This is a genomic window from Streptomyces sp. Inha503 (assembly GCF_047215865.1).
GTDB classification, from domain to species: Bacteria; Actinomycetota; Actinomycetes; order Streptomycetales; family Streptomycetaceae; genus Streptomyces; species Streptomyces lycopersici.
This window is the reverse complement of the sequence record NZ_CP178360.1, coordinates 2,534,626-2,551,794: the sequence shown is the minus strand read 5'-3', so window position 1 is coordinate 2,551,794 and position 17,169 is coordinate 2,534,626. Positions and strand designations below refer to the sequence as shown.

Here is a 17,169-nt window from a genome sequence, read left to right as displayed (position 1 = left end):
GGCGCCGTCCGCCAGCTTTGACAGCGCGCGCAGGAAGTCCTCCCGGCCGGATCCCACCGTGACTGCCCGGTGGGCGAAGTCCGATCGCGTGGTCGCCAGGGAGTATCCGATGTCCAGCGAGTTCCACTCCGGGTCCTCGGCGAGGGAGGCGTACAGCCGCCCGGCCTGCTCTCGCAGCGCTTTCGGGCTCTGCGCGGACAAGACCCACGGCAGCGGTCGGGGCTCGTTCGGCGTGACCGGCGTGACCGGCGTGACCGGCGTGACCGGCGTGACCGGCGTGGCTGACGGGGCAGGCGCCTGGTACTGCTCCAGCACTACGTGCGCGTTGGTACCGCTGAGCCCGAACGACGACACACCGGCCCTGCGCGGCTTGGCGTCGTCCGGCCATGGCTGGTGCTCCGTCAGCAGCGCGACACTTCCCGACGTCCAGTCCACGTGAGGCGATGGGTCGTCCACGTGGAGCGTGCGGGGGAGCGAACCGTGCCGCATCGCCTCCACCATCTTGATCACGCCGAGCACGCCCGACGCCGCCATGGTGTGACCGATGTTCGACTTCAGCGAACCGAGCCAGGCGGGCGTCGACCGCTCTTGCCCGTACGTCGCCAAAATGGCCTCTGCCTCGATCGGGTCGCCGAGTTTTGTGCCGGTGCCGTGCGCCTCGACCACATCCACGTCCGACGCGGTGAGACCGGCCCCGGCCAGCGCCTGCCGGATCACCCGCTTCTGGGACGCGCCGTTCGGCGCGGTCAGCCCGTTCGACGCGCCGTCGGAGTTCACCGCGCTGCCCCGGACGACGGCGAGGACCCGGTGCCCCAGCCGGCGGGCGTCGGAAAGACGCTCCACCACCAGGACACCCACGCCCTCGGACCAGATCGTGCCGTCCGCCGATGCGGCGAACGACTTGCACCGGCCATCGGATGACAGGCCGCGCTGGCGGGAGAATTCCACGAACATCGCGGGCGAGGACATCACCGAGACCCCGCTCACCAGCGCCAGCGAGCACTCGCGCTGTCTCAATGCCTGGCTCGCGAGATGCAGCGCCACCAGGGAGGAGGAGCACGCGGTGTCCACCGTGACCCCCGGCCCCTCCAACCCGAGCGCGTATGACACCCGCCCTGACAGCAGGCTGACCGAGCTACCGGTGATCCCGTTGTCGCGCTGCTGGTCGACGCCCACTCCGTAACCCTGTGCCGCGCCACCCACGTACACGCCCACGTCGCGGCCGCGGAGGGACTTCGGATCGATCCGCGCGCGCTCGATCGCCTCCCAGGTGGTTTCCAGCAACAGCCGCTGCTGCGGATCCATGCCCAGCGCCTCACGCGGGCTTATACCGAAGAAGGGAGCGTCGAAGTCGGCCGCGGTGTCCAGGAAGCCCCCCTGTACGCAGTACGACTTACCAGGGGCGTCCGGGTCCGGATCGAACAGGCCCTCGACATCCCAGCCACGGTCGGTGGGGAAACCGGAGATCACGTCAGTACCGGACTCCACAAGGCGCCACAACCCCTCCGGCGAACTGACCCCGCCCGGCACCCGGCACGCCATCGCCACGATGGCGATCGGCTCATTCGCCGACGGCTCATCCACCACCGGTTCGGCCGGGCCGGTGCCCGTGCTCGGCGCCGGTGGATCGAGGTGTTGCTGTACGGGCGGGATATCGAGCTTGTCCAGCAGATGCGTGGCCAGAGCGTTCGCCGTCGGGTAGTCGAACACCATCGTGGCGGGAAGCTGTAGCCCGGTTTCCGCCATGAGGCGGTTACGGAGTTCGATCGCCGTCAGCGAATCCATGCCCAGATCCTTGAACGACGTGTCCGTCGCGATCGCGTCCGGCGAGCCGTGGCCGAGTACGGAGGCCGCCTCTCCCAGCACGAGTTCGAGCATGACGCGGTGCTGCTCGACGCTCGTACGGCCGGTGAGACGAGCGCTCAGGGGCTGCGAGCCGACGTCGTCACGTGCCGCGGTCCTGGCCTGCGGCCGTTTCACCGTCTGAAGTCCACGCAGCAGCGCGGGGACCTCGACGTCCCGCACCGGAGACATCGCCGCGGCGAACAGGACCGGCTCGCCGTGGCGCGACGCGCCGTCGAACAGCCGCATTCCGTGCTCGGCGGTGATGGTTCGCATGCCGCTGCGCCGGATCCGATCGTGGTCCGTGTCGGTCAGCCTGGAGGTGAGCCCGCTGGTGTCGTCCCACAGGCCCCAGGCGAGTGCGAGTGCGGGCAGGCCCTCGGCCCGGCGTTGTTCGGCCAGGGCGTCGAGGAAGGCATTGGCTGCGGCGTAGTTGCCCTGCCCCGCGCCACCGATGACCCCGGCGGCGGAGGAATACATGATGAATGCCGCCAGGTCGGTGTTCCGGGTGAGTTCGTGGAGGTGCCAGGCGCCGTCTGCCTTGGGCCGTAGCACGGTGTCCAGTCGCTGTGTGGTCAGGGACTCCACGACGCCGTCGTCGAGTGCGCCGGCGGTGTGGATCACGGCGGTCAGGGGGTGTTGCGGTGATACGCCCGCCAGTGCGCGTGCCAGCCCGGCGCGGTCCGATACGTCGCAGGCCGCGGTGTCGACCCGGGCGCCCAGTTCGGCGAGTTCGTCGATCAGTGCTGGGTCGGGGGTGGTGCGGGAGAGCAGCAGCAGATGGCGTGCGCGGTGTTCGGTTACCAGGTGGCGGGCGAGGATGGCTGCCAGGACGCCGGAGCCGCCGGTGATCAGGATGGTGCCGTCGGGGTCGGGCCGGCGGGGGATGGTGAGGACGATCTTGCCGATGTGGCGGGCGCGGCTCATCCAGCTGAACGCATCACGGGCCTGACGGATGTCCCAGGCCCGCACCGGCAGGGGTTGTAGGACGCCTTGTCCGAACAGGGTGAGGATTTCGGTGATGATCTCCCGCAGCCGGTCCGGGCCGGCGTCCATCAGGTCGAACGCCTGGTAGCTGGTACCCGGCCGCTCGGCGGTGACCTGCTGCGGATCGCGGATGTCGGTCTTGCCCATCTCCACGAACCGGCCGCCGCGGGGCAGCAGGTCGAGGGAGGCATCGACGAAGTCACCGCTGAGGGAGTTCAGGACGACATCGACGCCCTGGCCGTGTGTGTTGTTGAGGAAGGTTTCCTGGAAGCTCAGCGTGCGGGAGTCGGCGATGCGGGTGTCTTCCAGACCGGCTTCGCGCAGGATGTGTTGTTTCCCTGTGCTGGCGGTGGCGTAGATCTGCGCACCCAAATGACGGGCGATCTGGGTCGCCGCCATGCCCACACCGCCCGCTGCGGCGTGGATCAGCACCGACTCACCGGCGCTCAGCCCGGCCAGATCCACCAGTCCGTAATACGCGGTGGCGAACACCACCGGGACGGATGCCGCCGTAGTGAAGGACCAGCCATCAGGCATCACGGCGAGCAGGCGACGGTCGGCGATCGCGACCGGCCCGAACGAGCCTGCCACCACGCCGAAGACGCGGTCTCCCGGAGCCAGGTCGTATACAGCGGAGCCGACCTCGAGTACGACCCCGGCCGCTTCGCCGCCCGTCGGCCGGTTGTCATTGACCATGCCGAGTGCCACGACCACGTCGCGGAAGTTGAGCCCCGCGGCGCGTATGTCTATGCGTACTTCGCCGGGTTGCAGGGGCCGTTCGGCGGTGTCGGTGGGTGCCAGGGCGAGGTCTTGCAGGGTTCCGCTGCGGGAGTGTTCCAGCAGCCAGGCACGATTGTCGGGGATCGTCAGCGGGCTGTGTTCGGGGGTGTTGGTCCGGGCCAGGCGTGCTGCCTCGTACCGGCCGTCGTTGATTCGCAGGCGCGGCTCGTCGAGCCCGACGGTGGCGGCGAGTTGGTCCGGGGTGAGGGTGTCGTCGTCGCTTTCGACCAGGATGAACCGGCCGGGGTGTTCGGACTGGGCCGATCGCATCAGGCCCGACACTGCGGCGGCGGCCGGCCCGGTGCCGGTCCGTACGACCAGGGTGCTGTCGGTGAAGCGTTCCCCGGCCAGCCAGGTCTGGACTGCCTGGAGGACTTGGGCGGTCAGGGTGCGGGCTTGTTCCAGCGGGTTCTCACTGCTGGTGGGGAGTGCGGTGAAGATCACCACGTCGGGTACCGGCATGTTGTCGTCCGCCAGGTCTTCGAACCTGCCCATGGTCAGGCTGGTTTCCTGGGGGGCCGGGATTTCCGTCCACGTCAGGGTGAGCAGGTCGTCCGTGGTGGAGCCGAGTGTGTCGGCGGTTACCGGCCGGGTGATGAGGGAACCGATGGTGGCCACGGGTCGGCCGGTGTCATCGGCGACCCGCACACTCCAGCCGTCCCCTTCCTGTATCACCGTGACACGCAGTGTGGCCGGGCCGGCGGCGTGGATTTGGATGTGGTTCCAGGAGAACGGCAGCCCCACACCCTGCTCGGCGTCGGGTGTGTTCAGAGTGCAGGTGTGCAGGGCCGTATCGAATAGGACCGGGTGTACGGCGTATCGTGCCGCCTCCTGTGCCTGTTCCTCGGCCAGAGCGACCTCGGCGTAGACGGTGTCCCCGTCGTGCCACGCGGCTTGCAGCCCTTGGAAGGCGGGACCGTACTCGTAGCCTTCTGCCATCAGCTGGTCGTAGAAGTCGGCCACGTTCATCGGCTGGGCCTGGGCTGGTGGCCAGGTGCCGGACTCCGGCAGCGGGAGGGGTGCGTCAGAGGCGCTGATCGTGGCGGAAACGTGTCGGGTCCATGTGTCCGTGTCGTCCGCCCGAGAAAAGACCGTCACGGCGCGGTGTCCGGACTCGTCGGCCTCGGCGACGGACACGGATAGTTGCACGCCCCCGGTCTGCGGCAGGAGGAGCGGGGTTTCGATTACGAGCTCGTCGACGGTGTCGCATTCGACCTCGTCGGCGGCGCGGACGACCAGTTCCACGAATGCGGTACCGGGGAGCAGGACACTGCCCCGGACCGCGTGGTCGGCCAGCCATGTGTGGGTGGCCAGTGATACCCGCCCGGTGAGCACCACACCGTCGGAGCCGGGCAGTGCCACTACCGTGCCCAGCAGTGGATGACCGTCGACGGTCGACCGGTCCACGTTCTTGAGCCAGTACCGCTGGTGCTGGAAGGCGTACGTCGGAAGGTCCAGTACCCGGGCTGTGGTGGTGCCGAGGATGGCGGGCCAGTCGACGGTGACGCCGTGGGTGTAGGCCTGTGCCAGGGCGGTGAGCATCCGGGTGGCGTCGCCGTCGTCGCGGCGCAACGTGGCAATCGTGACCGCGTCGTCGTCCATCGCCTGCAACAGCACCGGGCTGGCGCTGACCTCGATGAACACGGTCTCGCTCTGGTCTTGCAACTGGCTGATGGCGGGGGCGAAGCCGACTGGTTCGCGCAGGTTCCGGTACCAGTACTCCGCATCGAGGGGGCCCTCGATCCAGGTGCCGTCCACGGTCGACAGCCACGGCACCACCAGGGCTTGCGAGTCGATTCCGGCGGTGATGTCGAGCAGTTCGTCGCGGATCAGCTCGACGTGCGGGGTGTGCGAGGCATAGTCGACCGTGATCCGCCGCACCCGCGTCCCTTGGGCCTCATGAGCGGTCAGGACACGGTCGACCGCTTCCGGGGTGCCCGCGATGACGGTGGAGGCGGGGCCGTTGTGGGCGGCGATCCAGGCGCCGTCGGTCAGCTCGATCTCGTGTGCGGGCAGTGCGATGGATGCCATCGCGCCCCGGCCCGCCAGGCCCCGGGCGATCGCCTGGCTGCGCAAGGTCACGATCCGGGCGGCGTCACGTAGCGATACGGCACCGGCTGTGCAGGCTGCGGCGATCTCGCCCTGGGAGTGGCCGATCACCGCGTCCGGCCGCACACCGGCCACCTGCCACACCGCGGCCAGGGAAACCATCACCGCCCAGGAGGCGGGCTGGACCACATCGACCCGGTCCACCACCGCCGGATCATCCAGCACCGCAAACAGGTCCCAGTCCACGAAGTCACGCAGGGCGGCCGCGCACTCGGCCATCCGCTCGGCGAACACCACCGAGGATTCCCGCAGCGCACTGCCCATTCCCAGCCACTGCCACCCCTGACCCGGGAAGACAAACACCACCCGGGGGTCGGGCATGGCGGTGCCGGTAACGGTGTCATCGCCGAGGAGCACGGCACGGTGCTCGAACACCGAGCGCGTCACCGCCAGCGTCGCCCCCACAGCACGCAGATCCACCCCGGGCGAGGCCGCCAGGTAGGCGCGCAGCCGGTCCTCGGCCTCGGTCAGAGCGGACTGGGTCTTGGCCGATACCACCAGGGGCAGCACATCCGAGGCCACCACCGGCACCTCTACGGGCTGCGCCTCCTCCGCAGGCTGGGCGGGTGCGCTCTCCAGGATGATGTGAGCGTTGGTGCCGCTGACGCCGAAGGACGACACGCCGGCCCGGCGGGGCCGGTCGCCCTCGGGCCAGGACTGGTTCTCCCGCACCAGCTCAACCGCACCCGCCGACCAGTCCACATGCCGCGACGGCTCATCCACGTGCAGGGTGCGGGGGACCGTGTGGTGTTGCAGGGCCATCACCATCTTGATGACGCCCGACACACCCGAGGCGGCCTGGGTATGGCCGATGTTCGACTTCAGCGAGCCCAGCAGCAGGGGCCGCTCACGATCCTGGCCGTACGTGGCGAGCAGCGCCTGGGCCTCGATCGGGTCACCCAGTGTCGTACCCGTGCCGTGGGCCTCCACCACATCCACCTCATGCGCCGCAAGACCGGCGTTGCTGAGAGCGGCTTGGATCACCCGCTGCTGCGAAGGACCGTTCGGTGCGGTCAGCCCGTTGGATGCCCCGTCTTGGTTGACCGCTGAGCTGCGGACTACTGCCAGTACCTGGTGGCCCTTAACTTGCGCGTCAGACAAACGCTCGACCAGCAGGACGCCGACGCCCTCGGCCCATCCTGTGCCGTCTGCGGCGTCGGCGAAGGCTTTGCACCGGCCGTCGGTTGCCAGGCCGCGCTGGCGGGAGAACTCCACGAAGCTTTGTGGTGTGGCCATCACGGTGGCGCCGCCGACCAGAGCCAGTGAACACTCACCCTGCCGGAGGGCATACCCGGCCTGGTGCAAAGCCACCAGTGATGACGAGCACGCCGTGTCCACTGTGAACGCGGGCCCCTCTAGACCGAAGAAGTACGACACCCGGCCGGAGAGGACACTGGTCGCGCTCGCGGTGGCTGCGAAGCCGCCGAGGTCGGCACCGGTACCGTAGCCACCGGCGTAGGCGCCCATGAAGACGCCGGTGTCGCTGCCGCGTACGGAACCGGGCTCGATCCCGGCCCGTTCGAACGCCTCCCAGGACACCTCCAGCACCAGCCGCTGCTGCGGATCCATTGCCAGTGCCTCACGCGGGCTGATCCCGAAGAACGAGGCGTCGAAGCTGGACGCGTTGTCGAGGAAGCCGCCCTCCACGCAGTACGACTTCCCCGGCGCATCCGGGTCCGGGTCGTACAGACTCTCCGCGTCCCAGCCACGGTCGGTGGGGAAACCGGAAATCGCATCCGTACCCGACTCGACCAAGCGCCACAGATCCTCCGGCGACGACACCCCACCCGGCAGACGGCACGCCATACCCACAATCGCCAACGGCTCATCCTGCCCCACCACCGACACTGACGGGCGTGCCGGTACGGGGTTCTCGCCGGTGAACAGCGCGCCCAGCCGGGCGGCCAGGATGGCCGGGGTGGGGTAGTCGAACACCGTCGTGTTGGGCAGCCGCAGGCCTGTGGCTTTCGCCAGGCTGTTGCGCAGTTCCACCGCGGTCAGTGAATCGATACCCAGATCCTTGAATGCTGCGGCTACGGGGATGGTACTGGCGTCAGCGTGTCCCAGGACCAGAGCGGCGCTGTCACGCACCAGCTTCAGCAGTGCCTTCTCCCGCTCGGCCGGTGCCAGGACCGCTAGCCACTGCGCTGACGAGTCGCCGGTAGAGGCGGCCTGCCGGGCGACCGAGCGATGCAACGAGCGGAGTAGCGCGGGGACTTCGGCGTCCCGAACCGGGTCCATCGGCGCGGCTACCAGAATCGGGTTGCTGTGGCGCGACGCGGTGTCGAACAGCCGCATTCCGTGCTCGGCGGTGATGGTTCGCAGGCCGCTGCGGCGGATTCGGCCGTGGTCGGTGCCAGTCAGTTTGGCGGTCAGGCCGCTGGTGTCCTCCCAGAGGCCCCAGGCGAGTGCGAGCGCGGGCAGGCCCTCGGCTCGGCGTTGTTCGGCCAGCGCATCCAGGAACGCGTTCGCCGCAGCGTAGTTACCTTGCCCCGCACCACCCATGACACCGGCAGCCGAGGAATACATGACGAACGCCGCCAGATCGGCATCCCGGGTGAGTTCGTGCAAATGCCAGGCACCGTCGGCCTTGGGCCGCATTACCGTGTCGAGCCGCTGCCGGTTCAAAGACTCGACGACACCGTCATCGAGCACGCCCGCGGTGTGGATCACGGCCGTCAGGGGATGCTCCGGTGACACCCCCGCCAGCACTCGCGCCAGCCCGTCACGATCGGACACGTCACAGGCCACCGTGGCCACCTGGGCGCCCAGTTCACCGAGCTCGCCGATAAGTGGCTCGTCCGGGGTGCTGCGGGAGACCAGGAGAAGATGACGCACATCGCGTTCGGCCACCAGGTGCCGGGCGACTATCCCCGCCAGGACGCCGGAACCGCCCGTGATCAGAACTGTGCCATCCGGATCCCAAATCTCATCAGAGGGGGGTTCAGGGGTGATTCGGCTCAGTCGTGGGACTTCGTACCAGCCGTCGTTGATCCGCAGCCGTGGCTCGTCCAGTCCGACGGTGGCGGCGAGTTGGTCCGGGGTGAGGGTGTCGTCGTCGCTTTCCACCAGGATGAACCGGCCGGGGTGTTCGGACTGTGCCGATCGCATCAGCCCCGAGATGGCGGCAGCGGCCAGCCCGGTGCCGGTTCGCACGACCAGTGTGCTGTCGGTGAAGCGTTCCCCGGCCAGCCAGGTCTGGACTGCCTGGAGAACCTGGGCGGTCAGCGTGCGGGTTTGTTCCAGCGGGTCGCCGTTGCCGGGGAGTGCGGTGAAGACCACCACCTCGGGCACCGGCACATCGCTGTCGGCCAGGTCTTCGAAGCGACCTGTGGTCAGGCCGGTCTGCTGAGGGGTGGGGATTTCTGTCCAGGTCAGGGTGAGCAGGTCGTCGGTGCTGGTGGCCGGTTCGTAGACGGGGACGGTGCCCGGGGTGAGGGAGCGGGCGGTCAGGACGGGGAGGCCTGTGCTGTCGGTGGCGTCCACGGACAGGGTGCCGTCATCGTGTGAGGTGAGGCGGACGCGCAGCTCGCCGGGGTTGCGGGCGTGCAGGGTCAGGCCTTGCCATACGGCGGGGGTCTCCTCACCGGCGGTGGTGAGGGCGGCGGGCAGGAGGGCAGGGTGCAGGGCGTATGTGGTGGCGTCGTGGGTGTCGTCCAGGGCGACCTCGGCGAAGATGTCGCCGCCCAGGCGCCAGGCCGCCCGCAGTGACGGTACTCGGGTCTCGACCGGGACCGCACCGGCCGGCGGCCACACCTCCCCGGCCTGCCAGCCGGACACCCTGCCGGTGGCGGTGGCCAGGGTCGCGGTGGCCAGGCGTGTCCAGGGCTCGCCGTCGCTGTTACGGGCGTGGATACTGAGCCGACGCTGGCCGGTCTCGTCTGGTTCGCTCACCCAGGTTTGTATCTGGACGGCGCCGTCGTCGGGGAGCAGCAGCAACGCTTCCACGGTGAGTTCCTCGACAAGCCCGCAGCCGGTCTCGTCCGCTGCTGCCAGTGCCATCTCCACGAACGCGGTGGCGGGCAGGGCCGCCTGGTCCCGCAGCCACAGATCACCGCTCCGGGACACCCGGGCCGTGAACAGCACTCCACTGGCCTCGGCCAGCCGCACCGCCTCACCCAGCAGCGGATGCCCACCCGCAGCCGACCGGTCCGCGCCCTCGAGCCAGTACCGCTGATGCTGGAAGGCGTACGTCGGAAGGTCCAGCACCCGGCCCCGGGCATCGCCCAGCACCGCAGGCCAGTCCACAGCCACACCGCTGACATACAGGTGGGCCAGGGCGCTGATCGCGGCCTGTGCCTCGTGGTCGCCGTGCAGCATCGCGATGCCGTCGACCAGGCGGGCCAGCGACCGGTCGGCACCCAGCTCGACGAACACCACGTCACCGTAGGAAGCGGCCTGCTCGCCGAACCGGACCACATCCCGGACCTGCCGCACCCAATACTCAGCGGTCGCAGCCTGATCACCCGCGGCCATGGTGAGATGCGGTGTCCGGTAGGTCAGGCCTTCGGCGACCGCCCTAAACTCCTCCAGCATCGGCTCCATACGGGCGGAATGGAACGCGTGGCTGGTCGCCAACCGCGTCCACTTCCCCAACGTAGCGGCGGCTCGCAGTACGGGGGCCTCATCACCGGAGAGAACCACCGACGACGGCCCGTTGACCGCCGCGATCTCCACACCCTCACACAGAACCGCTTCTGCTTCTTCCTCGGAGACCGGGACGGCGACCATCACCCCACCGGGGGGCAGGGCCTGCATGAGGCGGGCCCGTGCCGACACCAATGTGCAGGCGTCTTCCAGCGACCACACTCCGGAGACGTATCCGGCGGCGAGTTCGCCGACAGAGTGGCCGATCACCGCATCCGGACCAACACCCCATGACTCCAGCAGCCCGAACAGAGCCACCTGCAAAGCGAACAAAGCGGGCTGGGCGTAACCGGTCTCGTTCACATCGAGATCGGGCACGTCGAGTAGGTCCCACACTTGCTGATGGATCTGTGCGAAGACGGGGAACGCGGCGGCCAGTTCCTCACCCATACCGGCACGCTGCGACCCCTGCCCCGGGAAGACGAACACCACCCGAGGATCAGACACCGCAGTCCCGGTGACCGTATCGTCAGCGAGGAGTACGGCCCGGTGCTCGAACACCGACCGTGTCACCGCCAGTGTCGACGCCACTGCCCGCATATCCACTCTGGGCGACCCCGCCAGATACGCACGTAGCCGGCCCTCATAGTCCGCCAGAGCCGACTGCGTCCTGGCCGAGATCACCAACGGCACCCACTCCGGCGCCGGCTCGACCACCGTGTTCTCCACAGCCTGCGCGGGAGGTGCGCTTTCCAGGATGACGTGGGCGTTGGTGCCACTGATCCCGAACGACGACACACCTGCCCGACGCGGCCGACCCGAATCCGGCCACGGCTGGTTCTCCGTCACCAGCTCAACCGCACCCGTCGACCAGTCCACATGCCGCGACGGCTCATCCACATGCAGCGTGCGCGGCACGAGACCGTGCCGGAGTGCCATCACCATCTTGATGACACCCGACACACCGGCAGCAGCCTGCGTATGACCCAGATTCGACTTCACCGAACCCAGCAGCAACGGCCGCTCACGATCCTGACCATAGGTCGCGAGCAGCGCCTGCGCCTCGATCGGGTCACCCAACGTCGTACCCGTGCCATGCGCCTCGACCACATCCACTTCGGACGTGGTCAAGCCCGCGTTGCTGAGAGCGGCTTGGATCACCCGCTGCTGCGAAGGACCATTCGGCGCGGTCAGCCCGTTCGACGCCCCGTCCTGGTTCACCGCCGAGCTACGGACCACTGCCAGCACCTGGTGGCCCTTAGCTTGCGCGTCAGACAAACGCTCTACCAGCAGGACGCCGACGCCCTCGGCCCATCCCGTGCCGTCCGCGGCATCGGCGAACGCCTTGCACCGGCCATCGGAGGCCAGGCCGCCCTGGCGCGAGAACTCCACGAAAGTCTGCGGCGTGGCCATCACGGTCACACCGCCGACCAGAGCCAGCGAACACTCACCCTGCCGCAAGGCATACCCGGCTTGGTGCAGGGCAACCAGCGATGACGAACATGCTGTGTCGACTGTGAACGCGGGGCCCTCTAGACCGAAGAAGTACGACACCCGACCCGACAGGACACTGACCGAACTGGCGGTGGCGCCGAAGCCGCCGAGGTCGGCACCGATGCCGTAGCCACCGGGGTACGCACCCATGAAGACGCCGGTGTCGCTACCGCGTGCGGAACCGGGCTCGATCCCGGCCCGTTCGAACGCCTCCCAGGACGCCTCCAGCACCAGCCGCTGCTGCGGGTCCATCGCCAACGCCTCACGCGGGCTGATCCCGAAGAACGAGGCGTCGAAACCGCCCGCAGCGTCCAGGAAGCCGCCCTCAGCGCGGTAAGACTTACCGGCCGGGTCAAAGTTCTCCACGTCCCAGCCACGGTCGGTGGGGAAGCCGGAAATCGCGTCCGTACCCGACTCGACTAGGCGCCACAGATCCTCCGGCGACGACACACCACCGGGCAGGCGGCACGCCATGCCCACGATCGCCAACGGCTCGTCCTGCGCAACCGCCGACACCGGCCCGCGTACCGGGACAGGGTTCTCGCCGGTGAACAACTCGTCCAGCCGGGCGGCCAGGATGGCCGGGGTGGGGTAGTCGAACACCAACGTGGCGGGCAGCCGCAGCTCCGTCGCCTTCGCCAGGCTGTTGCGCAACTCCACCGCGGTCAGCGAATTGATGCCCAGATCCTTGAACGCCGCGGTTACCGGAACGGTGCTGGTGTCGGCGTGTCCCAGAACCACGGCGGCACTGTCAGACACTAGCTTCAGCAGTGCCTTCTCCCGTTCGGCTGGTGTCAGGGTCGCCAGCCACCGCGCTCCGCCAGCGGTAGCGGCCCGGCGGGCGATCGGGCGGTGCAACGACCGGAGCAACGCCGGGACTTCGGCTTCCCGTACGGGCTCCATCGCCGCGGCTACCAGAACCGGTTCGTCGTGGCGTGAGGCGGTGTCGAACAGCCGCATCCCGTGCTCGGCGGAGAGGGCCCGCAGACCACCGCGCCGGATCCGGCCCCGGTCCGTATCGGTCAGCCTCGCCGTCAGACCACTCGCGTCCTCCCACAGACCCCACGCCAGGGAGAGCGCGGGCAGGCCCTCAGCACGACGCTGCTCCGCCAACGCATCCAGGAACGCGTTGGCCGCCGCGTAGTTCCCCTGCCCCGCACTACCGAGCACACCAGCGGCCGAGGAGTACATGACGAACGCCGCCAGGTCGGCGTCCCGGGTGAGTTCGTGCAGGTGCCAGGCGCCATCGGCCTTGGGCCGCAGCACCGTCTCCAGCCGCTGCGCGCTCAGGGACTCCACCACACCGTCATCCACCACACCCGCCGTGTGGATCACGGCCGTCAGGGGATGCTCCGACGACACACCCGCCAGCACCTGCGCCAGCCCAGCACGATCGGACACGTCACAGGCCGCTGTCTCCACCGCGGCACCCAACTCGGCCAACTCGCCGATCAGTGCCCCGTCCGGGGTGCTGCGGGAGACCAGCAGCAGGTGACACACGCCGCGTTCGGCCACCAGATGCCGGGCGACGATCCCCGCCAGCACACCCGAACCACCAGTGATCAGAACCGTGCCATCCGGATCCCAAACCCCTTCAGCCTCAGGCTCAGCGGCATGCGTACGGGTCAGCCGTGGCACTTCGAACCGGCCGTCGCAGATCCGCAGCCGTGGCTCGTCCAGTCCGACGGTCGCGGCCAGTTGGTCCGGGGTGAGGGTGTCGTCGTCGCTTTCGACCAGGACGAACCGGCCGGGGTGCTCGGACTGCGCCGACCGCATCAACCCCGACACAGCGGCAGCCGCCAGCCCGGTGCCCGTTCGTACGACCAGCGTGCTGTCGGTGAAGCGATCCCCGCCAAGCCACGCCTGGACTGTTTGCAGAACCTGGGCGGTCAGTACGCGGGTCTGTTCCAGCGGGTTCGGCGGGTTCTCGCTGCTGTCGGGGAGCGCGGTGAAGACCACCACCCCGGGCACCAGCACATCACCCTCCGGCACCAGGTCTTCGAACCGGCCGACCGTCAGGCCGGTCTGCTCAGGGGTGGGGATTTCTGTCCAGGTCAGGGTGAGCAGGTCGTCGGTGCTGGTGGCAGGTTCGTAGACGGGGACGGTGCCCGGGGTGAGGGAGCGGGCGGTCAGGACGGGCAGGCCCGTGCTGTCGGTGGCGTCCACGGACAGGGTGCCGTCATCGTGTGAGGTGAGGCGGACGCGCAGCTCGCCGGGGTTGCCGGCGTGCAGGGTCAGGCCCTGCCACACGGCGGGGGTCTCCTCGCCTACGGCGGTGAGCGCGGCGGCCATCAGACCGGGATGAAGCACAAACCTGGTGGCGTCGTGAGTGTCGTCCAGAGCGACCTCGGCGAATACATCGCGGCCCAGGCGCCACACCCCGCGCAGCGACGGTACCGATGCCCCGACCGGGACCGCACCAGACGGCGGCCACACCCCATCGGCCTGCCAGCCGGACACCCTGCGGGTGGCGGTGGCCAGGGTCGCGGTGGCCAGGGTCGCGGTGGCCAGGCAGGTCCAGGGCTCACTGTCGCTGCAACGGGCGTGGATACTGAGTCGGCGCCGTCCGGTCTCGTCTGGTTCGCTCACCCAGGTTTGTACCTGGACGGCGCCGTTGTCGGGGAGCAGCAGCAACGCTTCCACGGTGAGTTCCTCAACGAGGCCGCAGCCGGTCTCGTCCGCTGCTGCCAGCGCCATCTCCACCAACGCCGTTGCGGGTAGAACCGCCTGGTCCCGCAGCCACAGATCACCGCTCCGGGACACCCGGGCCGTGAACAGCACCCCACTGGCCTCGGCCAGCCGCACCGCCTCACCCAGCAGCGGATGACCACCCGCAGCCGACCGGTCCGCGCCCTCGAGCCAGTACCGCTGATGCTGGAAGGCGTACGTCGGAAGATCCAGCACCCGGCCCCGGGCATCGCCCAGCACCGCAGGCCAGTCCACAGTCACGCCGTTGACGTACAGGTGGGCCAGGGCGCTGATCGCGGCCTGTGTCTCGTGGTCGCCGTGCAGCATCGCGATGCCGTCGACCAGGCGGGCCAGTGACCGGTCGGCGCCCAGCTCGAGGAACACCGCGTCCTCGAACGAGGTCACCTGCTCCCCGAACCGGACCACATCCCGGACCTGCCGCACCCAATAATCGGGTGTGGTCACCTGCTCGCCCGCGGCCATGGTGAGATGGGGCGTTTGGTAGGTGAGACGTTCGGCGACCGCCCGGAACTCCTCCAGCATGGGCTCCATACGGGCGGAATGGAACGCGTGGCTGGTCGCCAACCGCGTCCACTTCCCCAACGTGGCCGCGGCCCGCAGCACAGCGGCCTCATCACCGGAGAGAACCACCGACGACGGCCCGTTGACCGCAGCGATCTCCACACCCTCACACAGAACCGCTTCTGCTTCTTCCTCGGAGACCGGAACAGCGACCATCACCCCACCCGCAGGCAGAGCCTGCATCAGACGAGCCCGCGCCGACACCAAAGCGCACGCATCCTCCAACGACCACAGCCCGGAGACGTATCCGGCGGCGAGTTCGCCGACAGAATGGCCGATCACCGCATCCGGCCCAACACCCCACGACTCCAACAACCCGAACAGAGCCACCTGCAACGCAAACAACGCGGGCTGGGCGTAACCGGTCTCGTTCACCTCCAGATCGGGCACATCCAGCAGATCCCACACCTGCTGATGAATCCGCGCGAAGACGGGGAACGCGGCGGCCAGTTCCTCCCCCATACCAGCACGCTGCGACCCCTGCCCCGGGAAGACGAACACCACCCGAGGATCAGACACCGCAGTCCCGGTAACCGTATCGTCCCCCAGCAGCACCGCCCGGTGCTCGAACACCGACCGCGTCACCGCCAGCGTCGCTCCCACAGCCGGCAGATCCACCCCGGGCGACCCCGCCAGATACGCACGCAACCGGTCTTCGTACCCGTTCAGGGCGGGCAGCGTCTTGGCGGAAAACACCAGGGGCACCAGCTCCGACCCCACCACCGGCGTCTCCACAGACCGCACATCGTCCGCAGCCTGCGTGGAGGGTGCGCCTTCCAGGATGACGTGGGCATTGGTGCCACTGACCCCAAAGGAAGACACGCCTGCCCGGCGTGGTCGGTCGGTGTCCGGCCACGGCTGGTTCGCCGTCACCAACTCGACCGCACCCACCGTCCAGTCCACATGGCGCGACGGCTCATCGACATGCAGCGTGCGCGGCACGAGACCGTTCCGCAGGGCCATCACCATCTTGATGACACCCGCCACACCCGCAGCAGCCTGCGTATGACCGATGTTCGACTTCAGCGATCCGAGCAGCAGGGGCCGCTCACGGTCCTGGCCGTAAGTGGCGAGCAGCGCCTGGGCCTCGATCGGGTCACCCAGCGTCGTACCCGTACCGTGTCCCTCGACCACATCCACCTCAGCCGTGGTCAAACCGGCGTTGCCGAGCGCGGCCTGGATCACCCGCTGCTGGGAAGGGCCATTCGGGGCGGTCAGCCCGTTCGACGCACCGTCCTGATTGACCGCCGAGCTGCGGACCACCGCCAACACCTGATGGCCCTTGGCCTGAGCATCGGACAGACGCTCCACCAACAGCACACCGATGCCCTCGGAGAATCCGGCACCGTCCGCGCTGTCCGAGAACGCCTTGCTGCGGCCGTCAGCGGCCAAGCCGCGCTGCCGGGCGAATTCGGTGAAGACGTCCGGCGTGGCCATCACGGTGACACCACCGACCAGGGCCAGCGAGCACTCACCCTGCCGCAGCGCATACCCCGCCTGGTGCAACGCCACCAACGACGACGAACACGCCGTGTCCACCGTGATGGCGGGGCCTTCGAGACCGAAGAAGTACGACACCCGGCCGGAGAGCACACTGGGACCGGATGTGGTGCCATAACCCTCAAGGTCGGCACTCGCGCCGGCACCGTAGCCGCCGGGGTAGGCGCCGATGAAGACACCGGTATCAGTACCGCGTACGGAACCGGGCTCGATCCCGGCCCGCTCGAACGCCTCCCAGGACACCTCCAGCACCAGCCGCTGCTGCGGATCCATCGCCAACGCCTCACGCGGACTGATCCCGAAGAATCCGGCATCAAAGCCAGCCGCGGCATCCAGGAAACCACCCTGCACGCAGTACGACTTTCCGGACGCGTCCGGATCAGCGTCGTACAGGTTCTCCACGTCCCAGCCACGGTCGGTGGGGAAACCGGAAATCGCGTCCGTACCCGACTCGACCAAGCGCCACAGATCCTCCGGCGACGACACCCCACCCGGCAGACGGCACGCCATACCCACAATCGCCAACGGTTCGGTGCTGGCGGCGGTGAGTGCTTCCAGTTTGGCGCGGGTCGTGTGCAGCTCTGCGGTCGCCCAGCGAAG

Annotated in this window: 1 pseudogene; it reads right to left on the bottom strand. The window is 68.8% G+C overall.

The features are described from left to right. Positions 1-69 precede the first annotated feature (69 nt). Positions 70-17,157 (bottom strand): annotated as a pseudogene (locus ACJX2R_RS10230) (SDR family NAD(P)-dependent oxidoreductase); the annotation flags it as partial. Between the last annotated feature and the right edge of the window lie 12 nt (positions 17,158-17,169).